Source organism: Caballeronia eucalypticola (assembly GCF_047608185.1).
Classification (GTDB): Bacteria; Pseudomonadota; Gammaproteobacteria; order Burkholderiales; family Burkholderiaceae; genus Caballeronia.
On the sequence record NZ_JBLKRU010000046.1, the window covers coordinates 19,921 to 34,706 of the forward strand.

Annotated in this window: 14 protein-coding genes and 1 pseudogene; 7 read left to right on the forward strand and 8 right to left on the reverse strand. The window is 59.9% G+C overall.

Annotation, left to right across the window (positions count from 1 at the left end; translation table 11 throughout):
- Window positions 1-93: 93 nt before the first annotated feature.
- Both ychF and ACMX25_RS33240 read left to right on the forward strand, forming a co-directional pair.
- Complete coding sequence (gene ychF, locus ACMX25_RS33235; protein WP_414954142.1) at window positions 94-1,191, forward strand: redox-regulated ATPase YchF; 1,098 nt, start codon at window positions 94-96, stop codon at window positions 1,189-1,191.
- 127 nt (window positions 1,192-1,318) lie between these two features.
- Entirely contained in the window at window positions 1,319-1,960 is a 642-nt protein-coding gene (locus tag ACMX25_RS33240) for a hypothetical protein (protein ID WP_414954143.1), read from the forward strand.
- Between the two features lie 79 nt (window positions 1,961-2,039).
- On the opposite strand, the gene ACMX25_RS33245 is transcribed toward ACMX25_RS33240, so the two are convergent.
- Complete coding sequence (locus tag ACMX25_RS33245; protein WP_414954144.1) at window positions 2,040-3,164, reverse strand: ATP-binding protein; 1,125 nt, start codon at window positions 3,162-3,164, stop codon at window positions 2,040-2,042.
- A 602-nt stretch (window positions 3,165-3,766) separates the two neighbouring features.
- Here ACMX25_RS33245 and ACMX25_RS33250 point away from each other — a divergent pair.
- Window positions 3,767-4,105, forward strand: a complete 339-nt coding sequence (locus ACMX25_RS33250) for a hypothetical protein (protein WP_414954145.1) — start codon at window positions 3,767-3,769, stop codon at window positions 4,103-4,105.
- A gap of 186 nt (window positions 4,106-4,291) precedes the next feature.
- A complete protein-coding gene (locus ACMX25_RS33255) occupies window positions 4,292-5,377 on the forward strand; it encodes an IS630 family transposase (RefSeq protein ID WP_414954174.1) in 1,086 nt (361 codons plus the stop codon).
- A gap of 191 nt (window positions 5,378-5,568) precedes the next feature.
- Here ACMX25_RS33255 and ACMX25_RS33260 read toward each other — a convergent pair whose 3' ends face one another.
- The 4 genes and pseudogenes from ACMX25_RS33260 to ACMX25_RS33275 all read right to left on the reverse strand — a co-directional run bounded on the left by ACMX25_RS33260 (window position 5,569) and on the right by ACMX25_RS33275 (window position 7,910).
- Window positions 5,569-5,838 carry a DUF1488 family protein gene (locus ACMX25_RS33260; RefSeq protein ID WP_414954146.1) on the reverse strand — a complete coding sequence of 90 codons (270 nt, stop codon included), beginning with the start codon at window positions 5,836-5,838 and terminating at the stop codon, window positions 5,569-5,571.
- 119 nt (window positions 5,839-5,957) lie between these two features.
- Window positions 5,958-6,809 (reverse strand): annotated as a pseudogene (locus ACMX25_RS33265) (SIR2 family NAD-dependent protein deacylase).
- A gap of 217 nt (window positions 6,810-7,026) precedes the next feature.
- On the reverse strand, window positions 7,027-7,323 hold the full coding sequence (locus tag ACMX25_RS33270; RefSeq protein WP_414954147.1) for a hypothetical protein: 297 nt from the start codon (window positions 7,321-7,323) through the stop codon (window positions 7,027-7,029).
- Window positions 7,324-7,334: 11 nt separating this feature from the next.
- Window positions 7,335-7,910 carry an AbiJ-related protein gene (locus ACMX25_RS33275; RefSeq protein ID WP_414954148.1) on the reverse strand — a complete coding sequence of 192 codons (576 nt, stop codon included), beginning with the start codon at window positions 7,908-7,910 and terminating at the stop codon, window positions 7,335-7,337.
- 231 nt (window positions 7,911-8,141) lie between these two features.
- On the opposite strand from ACMX25_RS33275, the gene ettA reads away from it, so the two are divergent.
- Complete coding sequence (gene ettA / locus ACMX25_RS33280; protein ID WP_414954149.1) at window positions 8,142-9,809, forward strand: energy-dependent translational throttle protein EttA; 1,668 nt, start codon at window positions 8,142-8,144, stop codon at window positions 9,807-9,809.
- A gap of 74 nt (window positions 9,810-9,883) precedes the next feature.
- Window positions 9,884-11,002, forward strand: a complete 1,119-nt coding sequence (locus tag ACMX25_RS33285) for a DUF748 domain-containing protein (protein WP_414954150.1) — start codon at window positions 9,884-9,886, stop codon at window positions 11,000-11,002.
- Here ACMX25_RS33285 and ACMX25_RS33290 read toward each other — a convergent pair whose 3' ends face one another.
- From ACMX25_RS33290 to ACMX25_RS33300, 3 genes are all read right to left on the reverse strand, one after another.
- A complete protein-coding gene (locus tag ACMX25_RS33290; protein ID WP_414954151.1) occupies window positions 11,003-11,626 on the reverse strand; it encodes an HAD family hydrolase in 624 nt (207 codons plus the stop codon).
- 16 nt (window positions 11,627-11,642) lie between these two features.
- Entirely contained in the window at window positions 11,643-13,463 is a 1,821-nt protein-coding gene (locus tag ACMX25_RS33295; RefSeq protein WP_414954152.1) for an aminopeptidase P family protein, read from the reverse strand.
- 70 nt (window positions 13,464-13,533) lie between these two features.
- Entirely contained in the window at window positions 13,534-13,797 is a 264-nt protein-coding gene (locus ACMX25_RS33300; RefSeq protein WP_414954153.1) for a hypothetical protein, read from the reverse strand.
- Between the two features lie 323 nt (window positions 13,798-14,120).
- On the opposite strand from ACMX25_RS33300, the gene ACMX25_RS33305 reads away from it, so the two are divergent.
- Entirely contained in the window at window positions 14,121-14,753 is a 633-nt protein-coding gene (locus tag ACMX25_RS33305) for a response regulator transcription factor (RefSeq protein WP_414954154.1), read from the forward strand.
- The last annotated feature ends 33 nt before the right edge of the window (window positions 14,754-14,786 follow it).

Genomic DNA, 14,786 nt, shown 5'->3' on the forward strand with positions numbered 1-14,786 from the left:
TGCGCGCAGGACCCGCGGTTTTTGAAACCCGCGACGCGCGCATCCAGCGTTGAACCACGCGGCGCACGCCGTTTCACCAGTTCGAAGGATTCCATGAGCCTCCAATGCGGCATCGTCGGCTTGCCTAACGTCGGCAAGTCCACACTGTTCAATGCACTGACCAAGGCCGGCATCGCCGCCGAAAACTACCCGTTCTGCACGATCGAGCCGAATGTCGGCGTGGTCGAAGTGCCGGATCCGCGGCTGGCCGCACTCTCGGGAATCGTCAATCCCGAGCGCGTGGTCCCGGCGATTGTCGAATTCGTTGATATCGCGGGCCTCGTGGCGGGCGCGAGCAAAGGCGAAGGCCTTGGCAACAAGTTCCTCGCGAACATTCGCGAAACGGACGCCATCACGCACGTCGTGCGCTGCTTCGAAGACGAAAACGTGATTCACGTCGCGAACAAGATCGACCCGCTCGCGGACATCGAAGTCATCAATACGGAACTGGCGCTGGCGGATTTGGCGACGGTGGAGAAGGCTCATCACCGTTACGCGAAGTCGGCGCGCTCGGGCAACGACAAGGAAGCGGCGAAGCTCGTCCCCCTGCTGGAAAAGATCCAGGCGCAACTCGATCAGGCGAAACCTGTGCGCGCGCTAACCCTGAGCGAAGACGAACTCCTGCTGATCAAGCCGCTCTGCCTGATCACGGCCAAGCCGACCATGTACGTGGCGAACGTGAAGGACGACGGGTTCGAGAACAATCCGCATCTAGACGCGGTGCGCAAGCACGCGGAGGCCGAGGGCGCGCCGGTGGTGGCGGTGTGCGCGGCGATCGAAGCGGAAATCGCGGATCTCGACGACGCCGACAAGCAAGAGTTTCTCGCCGATATCGGCATGGACGAGCCGGGTCTTGATCGCGTGATTCGCGCGGGTTACAAACTGCTCGGATTGCAGACCTATTTCACGGCGGGTGTGAAGGAAGTGCGGGCGTGGACGATTCATATCGGCGACACCGCGCCTCAGGCCGCCGGCGCTATTCACACAGACTTCGAGCGCGGGTTTATTCGCGCGCAGACCATCGCGTTCGATGACTTCGTCGCGTTCAAGGGCGAACAAGGCGCGAAGGAAGCCGGGAAGATGCGGGCGGAAGGCAAGGAATATGTCGTGCACGACGGCGACGTGATGAATTTCTTATTCACCCCTCACTGAATACCCATTGACGTCCCCCCTGATGTACTAGCCTATGGACATAGGCGGGGAGTTTTTGTGACTTTGTCTTTGTAAAAGACGAGTAGCGGAGGGCCCGCCGGGCCCGACCCGCGCCAGCGGGGGCGGCATGGTCAAAATCGTCGATGACTTGGTTTTGGCGCAGTGGCAAACCTTGGACGCACTGTTCGTCCTACAAAAAGTTGGTTGTTGCACCAAGCGCGACATCCCATTTCATCCCGTCACTGCCCGCGATACGGCCCGATATCACGTCAACGCTGCAGGCAGTGACTTCGAGCTTTTGCTAAACGGACCCAAGTTTTGGGACACGCGTGCCAATCGCGGCGGCGGCGGTGCGGTTGACCTAGCGATGCACGTCTTTAAGAGCGATTTCAAGCGCGCCTTGCGCTTGCTCACCGCGACCCTTCTTCCAAGTCCGGCCACGTCTCGAAACCAGCCGGCTTTCTTTGTAGACAATCGGTGTGTCGCTCAAGCGACTGCTGAATCCGACCCACAACGCGCTTTCGTTCAGCAGCACGCACTCGTGAAGCGCCGTCTCCCAACCAAACGCATCCTCGACGGTGTGCGGAAAATCCCAGTAAGGCGACAAACAATTGGATTAAACCGTGTGCCTTTAGGCGGTTTCACCAGTGACGCAGGTGGACATGTCTCCGTCCGGCGTAATCAGGATGGCTCCGAAATCGGTGATGCAGCGGTGCTCGCCGGCCGGGCCGGTGTGCTGCACGTCGAAGCTGATAACAGGCTTCAATAAGCGGCGCGCGAACGCCAAGATATTCGGGTACAAGTTTTCCCCGCTGAGATTTATTGACCTCAGCGGTATAGCGCCGGACTCAGGATTGCCGGCTCGCGCGCCGGCGAATCCATTCAGCGAATGCCTCGTCCTCAATACGGTAATCCCCAACTGCGAGCCGGGTGACGATGCTCTGTGCCTGCAGCCGACGCAGCGCGTGCGCCGCAGTGTTCTTTGTCGCAGGCTTACCCGTCAATTCCTTGAGGCGCGAGAGCCCGGTCGCACCGTGCACGTCGGCCTCGCCCCGCGCAAGCATGGTAACGACAGCTTGGTCCGCTGGATTTAGCTCGGTCCACTGTCGGAGAAAATGCTCATCCGAAAAGACAGATGCCTTGGTGTGCGTCAGCGCGGCTTCGACACCCTGCAACTGATAGAGCATGTAGCGCTCGATGAACCGCTTGAAGAATTCTGGGGTGCGATGCAGCTCCTCGAACGCGAACATGCCCTGTTCGACGGTTAACCGATTGCGGGCCATACTGTTCAGCAACTTGACCGTAAAGGCAACGAATTCCTGGCCAAGTAACGGGAACGGCTCGAGCGCCGCCCAGTTGTAGAACGGCTCGGAGGCACGCGCAAACATCTCCCGCAGCGTCGTCTCAGAGCTGCCCGCGAAAATCACCTTGATGCGGTCCTTGCGGATGTCGAGGGCGGCCCGCAGCGCGTGCGCGAAAACACTGTTGTCCGCGAGCGCCAGAACCTGCGCCTCATCAATGACAAGCAGGAGCGGCCTTTTCTGCTTATCGACCTGCTTGAGAACTTCGCGCAACGCCAACGCGCTGTCGCCGGCGGACGCCAGTTCCGCTTCGAGCGAGCCCTCAGCGCCGGCTATTTTGGCGCTTGCCTTGATTTTCTTGACCGGTTTGCCGAGTTTCGCGAACACCGCCCTTACGCCTTGCGGCTCGAGCGCCTCCGCCAAAGCACTTAGTAGCGCGACGTCAGGTGCGGACCGGTTGTCCCATAGGTTGGTGTATGCAACAAAATAACCCCTCTCCACAGCGGCCGGGAGCAGGTCGCGTCGGAGAAACTCGGTCTTTCCCATCCTCCGGCGCGCAAACAGGCCGCGAGCCGAAGACAGCTTCAGGTCGAACGCCTGGAGATACGCGGCCGCGAGGTCGGGTCGGGCAAAATGCCATGGGTCGGAGTCGTCGGTATCACGCAGTATCATTTACTTTGAGAGGTATCAAAACCATTGAAACCCGATGATACCGCCGCGGCGCGCCAAAGGTAAAGCACCGAATCAGGTAAGCCGTTCGCGGGTCTGCCGAATTACTTGGAGGGTTTATTCTGACCCGGAACGGCCCCCTCGTTACCAGAAGACAGTCGCACGCCGCCATCCCATTCGAGCACGGACGGGGTCTTACAGACGTCGCAATCGTGAGCGCCGCCGTCGTGCAAATCGTCGTCGAGATGGAGCCAACCTCTGTGCCCGCATCACAGGCATCGGTACACGTACAGGACCTGGCCGCCAGTCGTCATGGGTTCCCCCTTTCCGTTCTTGTAAGAGTAGCACCCGACTCCTCTCCGGTTGGGCCGCCGCTGACCTGTTGCGGGCCGCATCGAGGCACTGAGCCAGGCGTGAGTCGGTCCATTTGCCGTTACGGATATTTATCGACCCAGCGGCTTGCCAGAAAAGGACGATCGAGCGAAAGTTAGCTTGCCTGGTTGTTCGTGTCCCCCGACCCAAGAGACAACGACGCCAGCCAAAACGCGAAGCGGGGCACTTTGGCCGTGGAGCACCCGCTGTAATTCGTTTCGGGAAAGGAATCGATGACTACTGTGTCTGACCTGGCCAGCAGTGCGCAAGACGAATCACCAGAGTCGCTGCTGACGTTTGCCAAATACCTCGAACTCTCGCTCGACGCGGGACTGTGCCTCGTCATGATGCGACGCAGGAGTGACGTGGCATCGATTCTGATGGGCGAGCCCTCGGAGGAGTTCAAGGATTTGCAAAACTGCGGCAGGATCACGTCGGCCATGGCTGACGAGATTCTCGATTTGACGAAGTCCGGGACGAATCAGCTAACGATTGGCGAACTTGAGTACCGGTTCTTTCGAAGCTTCGCCCATATCGCGGGCGTCGGAGCGGTGGTGTTCGCACCCGCTTGAGCAAGCATGTCACTCACTTTATTCAGAACGACCAAAGTTGATGGCAATAAGCGCGTCGAACGCTTCGCGTGCGTCCTTCAGTTCTTGCATCGCGGCTGAGAAACGAGCTAGTGTAGTGCTTCTGAATTAACGGAACTAATGGATCTTGCCATTGTCATGCTCTTTGTACCGATGATGGAGCAAGTCATGAAAACGGCGAGACCGATTGAATTGAGCAGCAATCAACGCATCGAGCTTGAGAAGATGGTGAGATCGCAAACCCTCGAGGTAAGAGCAGTGCGACGAGCACAGATCGTGCTGTTGGCGGCCGATGGTATGGGCAATCGGGAGATCGCCGCCGCGTTGGGAATCGGGCGGGTCCAGGTGGGGCGCTGGCGCGAACGCTTTGTTCAGGGCGGCGTCGCGGCGATAGAAGATGACCTGCCGCGCAGTGGGCGCAAGCCGCGCGTCGATAGAGCTGAGATCGTGCGCCTGACGACGCAGACCATGCCCGAAGCTGCGACACACTGGAGCACGCGCACGCTCGCTAGGAAGGCCGGCGTCAGCGACACCACGGTGCTGCGAATCTGGCAGGCCAACGGCCTCAAACCTCACCTGGTTGAGAGCTTCAAGGTCTCGCGGGATCCAAAGTTCGCCGAGAAGCTCGAGGACATCGTGGGCCTGTACATGTCCCCGCCCGAGCATGCCTTGGTGCTGTGCTGCGACGAGAAGAGCCAGGTGCAGGCGCTCGACCGTACTCAGCCCGGACTGCCCTTGAAGAGAGGCCGTGCGGCCACCCAGACTCATGACTACAAGCGTCACGGCACCACGACCCTGTTCGCGGCGCTCAACACCCTCGATGGTTCTGTCATCGCCCGCTGTGATCAGCACCACCGTCACAGCGAATGGCTCGACTTCTTGCGCCAAATTGAGCGCGAGACTCCCAAGGGCAAAGAGCTGCATTTGATTTGCGATAACTACGCCACGCACAAACACCCGAAGGTCAAGGAGTGGCTCGCGAAACATCCTCGGTTCACCGTGCATTTCACGCCGACCTCTGCATCGTGGCTGAACATGGTGGAGCGTTTCTTTCGCGATATCACTACCGAACGTTTGCGCCGTGGCGTGTTCCGTTGCGTTCCCGATCTCATCCTCGCTATCAAGGAGTACATCGCCGTGCATAACCAGGACCCCAAACCATTCGTGTGGACTGCCAAGGCCAACGACATCTTGCAGAAAGTCATTCGCGCCAATCGTCGCCTTGGTTCCAAGAAAAACGAAGCACTACACTAGCTCTAGCAACGTTGCGCGCTGAGCATCACGTTGGGCGTAACGGTGCTCAAGAGCGGCGGACACAGACTGTACCTCACGCGCGGCCGAGGCCACCCGCGCGAGCGCCTGAGCTTCCGGTGAGCGGGGATTATCAGCACTAGGCTGTTCGCGTTTTGATTGGGCCATCGCATCCTGCAGTCGTGGAATGACGCTTATTTCTCAAAATCGGCAGCCGTCAGCGTCAATGAATCGCTCCCCGTTCGCAACGCCATGCGCACCGCCAACGCAACGATGCGGCTGCGCCAGTCTGAAAATGCCTTGAGAACGCGCACCTCGTTAGCATCGGGAGGGAGCCAGAAAAACTGCTCAAGGGCATCCCGGGTAATCGCACAACGCACTTCCCGTCCGCCGGCGGAAACGGGGAACACGACAGCACCGCCGTCCGACTCAAGGATAGTATCGGAATCGTTGGTTTTTTCCATCACGCACCTCAGTACACTTGTCCGCAGTGTTGGTCGAATCATCACTGCTCTGCACAGCTGTCATTTTAAACCGGCACCTTCCAGCAACTCGCGGCGCTGGGAGCCCACCGGCGACGACGTCAGGCGTGAATCAAGTAGCTGCAAAAAATCTCTGCAGCACTTCCCGCAATTCCGACGCCGATGTGCGGCGCTATCGAATCCTCTCGAGGGTTGATGCGGATTACGCGAGGGCCATGAAGCTCGCTGAATCGTCGTACGGTAGGCAATGCTTTGCCTGCACTCAGCTCCACCACCACGAGGCGCTGCGGGCTGCGGAGCCAGCCAGTAAGACGGTCCAGTTGCCGTTCTGAATACTTGTCGACCCAAGCCCCGTCGCCGAACATCAATATGTTGGGCCGCGCCAACTTTCCGCAGCGCGGGCACATGGGCATGTCATTGATGAGACGCCCTGTCGAAGCATCGATGGTCGGCTCAACTTCTTGAGCCGACCAAGCGGCATTGACGCAAGGTTTGATGCATTGGAGCAAGTGAATTGTCCCGTGGCACTCGGCCACCTGCCTCGTGGGAAAACCAGCTTTCTAAAACTGGCCGTCTACGTTGCTCGTGAAAGCGAAGGCGCCGTGCAGCATGCGGGCACCCCACTTTCGGAGAATGTCGAATCCAGTATGCGGTTTGGTCTTCCGATACAGCGCCAGGCGGTGCCCATAGAACCCCCATGCGAGCGTGGGGTCGTTCGAAAAACTGGCTGGATTGGCCATGTCTTCAAACGATAGCCCGTGGTGCTGAAGCGCCGGGTATGCATGCCAGAAGCCATCGACGCCGCGGAAATCAGGCAGCCCGGGATCCACGCCCATCCCGGCCCCCGCGGTGATAAGAAGGCCGTCCGCGTCACGCAACAATTGCGTGGCTTTTCCAGCTTTTCTTCGAAAGTCACATGTAACTCGCTCGTGCGGGTGATTGAACATAGACATCAAGGTGCTTTTTTCGATTTGCCCCGCTGGGTTGCCGTCGACGACCAATCGGCTATCACCCCCAAGGACGGCAGGTGAACGACGACGCGAGTCAGCTTCGCGGACTCGGGCTGCGCCAAAGTTGCAGCGCTTTCGACCTAATTCCGACGTATAAAATTGCTAGCTAGTCAGGGCAGCATGAATTCGGATTAGTTCTTTTCCGAAGAGAAAGTTGAGTCTATCGAACGCCATGCTTTGCATACAGCCGCTCAAAGAAGTCCGTAGCGCACCGGTGTGCACGCGGACCAACCTGTCGCAGCTTAAGGTCGACGTCCGGAAATTCATGGCCGCCGAACCTGTACACCTCGTAGCCCATCAGACTCAGCCGTCGGTCTTCGGCGGCCATCTCGGCATAGCGCTGCGCGTTCGCGACGTAGCCCCCGGGTGTGTTGGTGTCCGGCACAGCGTAGTGATGACGGCCGTCAATCTCGATGACGATGCGCACCCCGTTCTCCAGCAGCGACAAGAAGTCCATGCGTTGACGCGCTAGATATTTTTAGTCCCCGCGTTGACGGACTGTGTAGGGGTCGTAATGCAGATAGACCCGTGGACCAGCGCCGGTAGACGCTCACCAAGCTCTTTGCCAAAGCACTCGTAATAGCCTTGAAAGACGGCAAGCTCGCCGGGTGAGTCGGCGCGGTGAACCGACTGACGCAGTCGCCTGAACAACTGCTCTTTAGCGCCGTCCGAGTCATCGATGCCCTGCACTTCGGCGTACCAGTCGCGAAGGTCCGTCCATAACAGCAAGCCGGAGCTAGGAAGCGTCCGGTCGAAGACGAGCACCTTGTCCGCGTTTTTCGTGATCTCAACGTCATTATTGAGCGCGTCGCGAAAGACCCGCTCCGGTTTTTCTCCCGTCGAAGCGAAAAACAAATTTTTCAACGTGCCGGCTACGCCTGATTGCGCGCCAACCACGCTATAGATGGCGTAACCCGATTGGACGGAGGTTTGTCGCACCGAGAACCCGTCGCGCTTCAGCGCGTTGTTGATGGCAGTGGCAAGCTCGGTCTGCTCAGCGTCTCGGCACGTTACGCCCATCGCAGCGGCACGTGTTCGCGCCACGGCGGTGTCGCATCGTGGCGCTGAGAACGCCGCGCATCGAAGCAGATAAAGGTCCGCCAAGCAGCCATATCCATCGAAGTACAATGTCGTCACTTCCCGCGTGCTGCGGGAAACGCATCGTCGCGCACTGAATCCAGGGTTTCCCGGCGGAGGCTTAAAAACCGACATTCTCCCGGCTGAAGCCCGCCATAAAACCGACATCCGCAAACCTTAAGACAACCGAATCCGCAAATGGCCCAATACGTCTTCACCATGAACCGCGTCGGCAAAATCGTGCCACCCAAGCGCCAGATCCTGAAAGACATCTCGCTGTCGTTCTTCCCCGGCGCCAAGATCGGCCTGCTCGGCCTGAACGGTTCGGGTAAATCGACCCTGATCCGCATCATGGCGGGCGTCGATAAGGAAATCGAAGGCGAAGCCACGCCGATGCCGAACCTGAACATCGGCTACTTGCCGCAGGAACCGCAACTCGATCCGCAGCAAACGGTGCGCGAAGCCGTTGAAGACGGTCTCGGCGAAGTCTTCAGCGCACAGAAAAAACTCGACGCCATCTACGCGGCGTACGCGGAACCGGACGCTGACTTCGACGCCCTCGCCGCCGAGCAAGCCAAATACGAAGCCATCCTCGCCACCAGCGACGGCGGCACGCCCGAGCAACAACTCGAAGTCGCCGCCGACGCGCTTCGCCTGCCCGCGTGGGACGCGAAAATCGAACACTTATCGGGCGGCGAAAAGCGTCGTGTGGCGCTTTGCAAACTGCTGCTGCAAAAGCCCGACATGCTCCTGCTCGACGAACCGACCAACCACCTGGACGCGGAATCGGTGGATTGGCTCGAACAATTCCTGACACGCTACCCAGGCACGGTCGTGGCGGTGACCCATGATCGCTATTTCCTCGATAACGCCGCCGAATGGATTCTCGAACTCGACCGCGGCCACGGCATTCCGTGGAAGGGCAACTACAGCAGTTGGCTCGACCAGAAGCAAGATCGGTTGAAGCAGGAAGAATCGACGGAATCGGCGCGTCAGAAAGCGCTGAAGAAAGAACTGGAATGGGTGCGCCAGAACCCGAAGGGACGCCAGGCAAAGTCGAAGGCGCGTATCGCTCGCTTTGAGGAACTCAACAGCCAGGAATACCAGAAGCGCAATGAAACGCAGGAAATCTTCATCCCTGTCGGCGACCGGCTGGGCAACGAAGTGATTGAATTCAAGAACGTGAGCAAGGCCTATGGCGACCGTTTGCTGATCGATAAACTCAACATGAAGATCCCGGCCGGCGCGATTGTCGGAATTATCGGGCCGAATGGCGCGGGGAAATCGACGTTGTTCCGCATGCTAACGGGTAAGGAGCAACCAGATTCGGGCGAAATCGTCACGGGGCCGACGGTCAAGCTGGCGTATGTGGATCAGAGCCGCGATGCGCTCAACGCCAACAAGACCGTGTTCGAAGAGATTTCGGGCGGTGCGGACGTGCTGACGGTGGGCAAGTACGAAACGCCGTCGCGGGCGTATATCGGTCGATTCAACTTCAAGGGCGGCGATCAGCAGAAGACGGTCGGCGCGTTGTCGGGCGGTGAACGCGGGCGCCTGCATCTGGCGAAAACCTTGATTGAAGGCGGCAATGTGCTGCTGCTGGACGAGCCGTCGAACGACCTGGACGTTGAAACTTTGCGCGCGCTGGAAGACGCGTTGCTGGAATTTGCGGGATCGGTGATGGTGATCTCGCACGATCGCTGGTTCCTCGACCGGATCGCGACGCACATCATCGCGTTTGAAGGTGATTCGCAAGTGACCTTCTTCGACGGCAACTATCAAGAGTACGAAGCCGACAAGCGTAATCGTCTGGGCGAAGAAGCGGCGAAGCCGAAGCGCCTGCGCTATAAGCCAATCGTCCGATAAAGCCGGCAGCGGCCGAGGCCAACAACAACGCACCAAATCGCCGCCCGCGCGCGGCTTGGATGGGGGACATCGGGATGGCGGGTACAAAGGCGCGACGCGTCGCGCTGTGGGCGGGCGTGGTCATCGTGGTGTTGCTGTTGGCAGTGGTCGGCGGCGGGTTTTTCGTCGCTCAGGAAATGAAGGCGCGCGTGCTTGAAACGCTTGGGCCGCTCGGCTCGGTGGAAGATATCGACGTGGGTTATGCGCGCATCACGTTGAGCCGCGTGCGTCTGCGGGGCCCGCAGGGTTGGCCCACGGACGACACGCTGCGCGCCGAGCGCGTTACGCTGAACATCGACATGCGCTCTCTCCTGAGCAACCGCGTGCATCTGCGCCATGTGACGGTGGATGGCTTTTATCTGTCTGCCGCGCGTTTCGCCGATGGCCACGTCGAGTTGCTGCCCAATCTCCGGCAGTCGACGCGCGAAGCCCAGGCCGGTTCAAGCGAAGCGGCGGCGCATGCGCAAGAAGACCGGCTGATCGATCACGTGACGTTCGAGCGTGGCTCGATCGAGTTCTTCGATCAATCCGTGCAAACGCCGCCGTACAGGATCCTGATTTCCGACGCGCGGGCTAACGTCGACGACCTGCATCTTCCCGAACTTACGGACCCGACCACGCTCGACATGACCGGGTCGATCAAAGGGCCGTCGCACACGGGCACGGTCGCGTTCAACGGCTGGATAAAAATTGCGAGCAAGGATTCGCAGACGCACACGACCTTGCGCAACGTCGACATTGCTACGCTCGATCCGTATCTGCTGAGGAGAGCGGGCGCGAGGACCACCGTCACGGGCGGCACGCTCGACCTCACGCTCGATGCCACGGTGCACGACTACCGCATCCACGCGCCGGGTTCGGTCGTGCTGAATCGGCTGCAATTATCGGATAACGGCAATCCGCTCGACACGTTTCTCAGCATTCCAACCAAGCTCGCGATCGCGGCGTTGAAAAACCACGATCAGATCAAGCTGGACTTCACGCTGGACGGTGACTTACGCGACCCGAAGTTCTCGCTTAACGGAAGCTTGTCGACCAAGCTCGCGGAGGGCTTCGCCAAGTTTGTCGGCGTGAACACCGAAGGCGTGGCCAAGAACGCCGGCGGTGTGGTCAAGAACATCGGCGACGCGCTGAAGCATCTATTTGGCAAGTGATTACACGGGCAAACCTAGCGCCCTCAAGCGCGCTTCGGTTTGCTCGGCGTTCGTGTGATGCACGGCATTCCAGCCGAGCGCGGTAGCAGCGTGAATGTTCTTCACGTTGTCATCGATAAAAACAACTTCCTGCGGCTGAATGTCCGGAAGATGCTTCTCAATCTCGGCCCACATCAACGCGAAAATCGCCGGATCGGGTTTTGCGACCGACACACGCCCCGACACGACCACCTCGCGAAAACGCTGCAGCACCGGGAACCGCTCCCACGCCCAAGGGAAAGTTTCAGCGGACCAGTTGGTGAGCCCGAACAGCGGCACTTTCGCGGCTTCGAGCTTGTCGACCAGCGCGACGCCATCTTCCAGCACGCCTCCCACCATCTCCTGCCAGCGCTCGTAAAACGCCCGGATCAGGGCTTCGTGTTCGGGGAATTTGGCGATCAGTTCGGCATTGCCGTCGGCGATGGTTTGCCCCGCATCCTGCTGCAACACCCAGTTCATATGCACGACGTTGTCCATGAACCAGCGCCGCTCGGTGGCATCGGGAATCAGCCGGCTGTACACATACTCCGGATTCCAGTCGATCAACACGCCGCCGAAATCGAACACTACTGCCTTGATCGCCATACGTTTAAAGCTCCGTTCAGATTGCTTGCGTGCGTTTTTCGAGCCACGTTTTCGCCGCGCCTGACACATGCGGCGAGACGCGTTCGAAAACCGTCGCGTGATAGTCGTTGAGCCACGCGCGTTCGTCGTCGCGCAGCAACGTCAGGTCGATGCAGCGTGTGTCGATAGGACACAGCGTCAGCGTTTCGAACTTGAGGAAATCGCCGAATTCGGTTTTGCCGGCGGGTTCGTTCATGACGAGATTTTCGATGCGAATACCCCATTTCCCTGGCCGATAAAGCCCCGGTTCAATCGACGTGATCATGCCGTCTTCCATCGCCGTGTACGGCTCGGCCGGCGCGTAGTGGGAGATGACCTGTGGGCCTTCATGCACGTTCAGGAAATACCCGACGCCATGCCCCGTGCCGTGTCCGTAATCCGCGCCGGCTTCCCAGATCGGCGCACGGGCGATGGCATCGAGCATGGGTGAGCGAATGCCGCGCGGGAAATGCGCCCGCGACAGCGCAATGGTCCCCTTCAGCACGATCGTGAAATCGCGTTTGTGCTCCGACGTGATCGTGCCGATAGGTACAACGCGCGTGATGTCCGTCGTACCGCTCAGGTATTGGCCACCTGAATCGATCAGCAGTAGACCATTGCCTTCGATCACCGAATGCAAGGCGTCGGTCGCGCGGTAATGCGGCATCGCGCCATTCGAGTTGAAGCCGGCGATCGTCGCAAAGCTCAACGTGACGAATCCTGGCCGGCGCGCACGTGCAGCCGTCAGTTTTTCATCGATGGTGAGTTCCGTGATCGTCTCGCGTCCGAGCGCGTCTTCGAACCATGCGAAGAACTCGGCGAGCGCGGCGCCGTCCTGTTCCATCGTCGAACGGATGTGCGCGGCGTCGGCGGCAGTCTTGCGCGACTTGGCGAACGTCGACGGATTCACCGCCTCCACAATCTTCACTTCAGCCGGCACTTTCTCGAGCGAACCGAACGTGATCCGGCGCGGATCGATAAGCAGCGAGGAACCCGCGGGCAACGCACCAAGAGCATTGGCCACAGCGGAATACGGCTCCACGCGCACGTTCTCCTTCGCCAGCGATGCCTTGAGATCGGCGGAAATCTTGCCATCGCCGACGAACAGCGACGCGTCGTCCAAACCGATCAACGCATGCGCGACGAACACGGGGTTATAGGTGACGTCGGCGCCGCGCAGGTTGAAGAGCCACGCGAGATCGTCGAGCGTCGAGATGAAATGCCACTGCGCGCCCTTCTCGCGCATCACGCGCCGCACTTCCGCCAGCTTTTCCGGACGCGTGACGCTCGCCTGGGGCGCGGCGTGTTCGTACACATTCTCCGACGGCAAACCCGGCCGCTCCGGCCAAACGGCATCAAGCAGATCCAGGTCCGTGCGCAACACGATCCCGCGTGCGGTCAACGCATCTTGCAGCGCCCGCGCCGCCGCCACGCCGAGCACGGCGCCATCGACTGCGACCGTCTCGCCAGCCGCCACGTTCTCCGCGAGCCAGTCCACGTGCGGTGCGGACTGCTGCCCGGCCATCATCTTCATCAGCGCGATTCCCGTCCCCGCCAATTGCGCCTCGGCCATCGTCCAATAACGGCTGTCGACCCACACGCCGGCGAAATCAGCGGTCACGACCAGCGTTCCGACCGAACCCGTGAACCCTGAGAGCCATTGCCGTCCCTGCCAATGCTCCGGCAAGTACTCGGAGATATGCGGGTCCGACGACGGCACCAGCACGGCGGCCAGCGCCTCACGCGCCATCGCGCCGCGCAGCAATTCGATACGCCCGGCGAAAGTCTGGGCATCGGGGGAATTCAGTCGATCGTTCATGGAGTCACCTGCAGAATTTATTTGATACATAGAACCAGTCGAACGTCATCAACGGTACATTAACCGCGAATCAACTCCGCGCGGCCAGCCCTACCGTGACGGTTACAGTGACCAGCGCCAACAGCGCGCACGCGAGCCACTCGAGGGAATCGCCATCGTGGAAAGCGCCAGTGATATTGCCGAGCATTTTTGCGAGCGCCGCCGCTACCACGCCCGCGAGTCCCGCCGCCCATAACCGGCCGAGTGGTTTTGAGACCAAACGCCGCAACGGATGCAGCCACCATCCGGCGAGCCCCACCACCAAACCGAGAAATATGATCCCTGGCCACCCCATTAGCGGGACGTTCCAGCGGAATTAAGACTAAACCTATGGGTTGAATCGGATTGGTGAACTAGCATTTTCGGTTCTGTAACCTAGAAGGTCTGGAAGGCGTTTGCAGCGTAGCGGATGAGTTTAGGGGGCTGGAATGGCGATGGCAAGCAAGTGCCAAGTGCCGCGCCGCCCAGCCTGTTCTCAACGCGCGCGGCAGCGTCGGAAATCATGCGAATCGCCATCATCGACGCGGACGTTCAGCACGCCGCACTCATCCGCCGGACACTTGTCCTGGACGGCCATTTCTGCCATTTTTCCCCACGGCGCCCGTATTGCTGGATCGGATGAGGTACGACACATTCGATTTGCTGATCGCCGCCAATGAAACGCGCGACATGATCGGCGCGGAAATCATCGAACGGGTCAGGCAACTGGCGCCGCAGCTTCCCATTGTGTTGATCGCGGCGAGCCAGAGCGAAGCCGATATGGTCGCGTGCCTGAAAGCCGGCGCCGACGATTGCGTCGCAAAACCCGTCCGATGCATCGAACTGGCGGCTCGCGTCGAGGTGCTGGCACGCCGCAGCGCGATTCGCACGCCTGCCGCCGAGCATTTCGGCGAATATCGGTTCAACGCGTCGGAATTGAGCGTGAGTTTCGGGGACGTGCGGGTTTTGCTCACGCCGAAGGAATTCCGCTTCGCCCGGTTGCTGTTCACGAACCTGTCACGCGCCGTGTCGCGGGCGCACATCATGGAAGTCGTATGGCCACGCGGAAGCGCCATGGCGTCGCGGACTCTGGACACCCACGCGTCCCGTCTGCGCACGAAATTGCTGCTTCGGCCGGACAACGGTTACCGGCTGACCCCGCTCTACGGCTACGGTTACCAACTGGACCGGATTGAAGCTGACGGCATCCCGGGCGGCTTGTCTGGCTTGGGTTTCCAGGCTGGGACTGAAGAAATCCGCGAAAGGCTATAATATCGGGCTAAATTCCAAGGGTCTCAAGGCCAT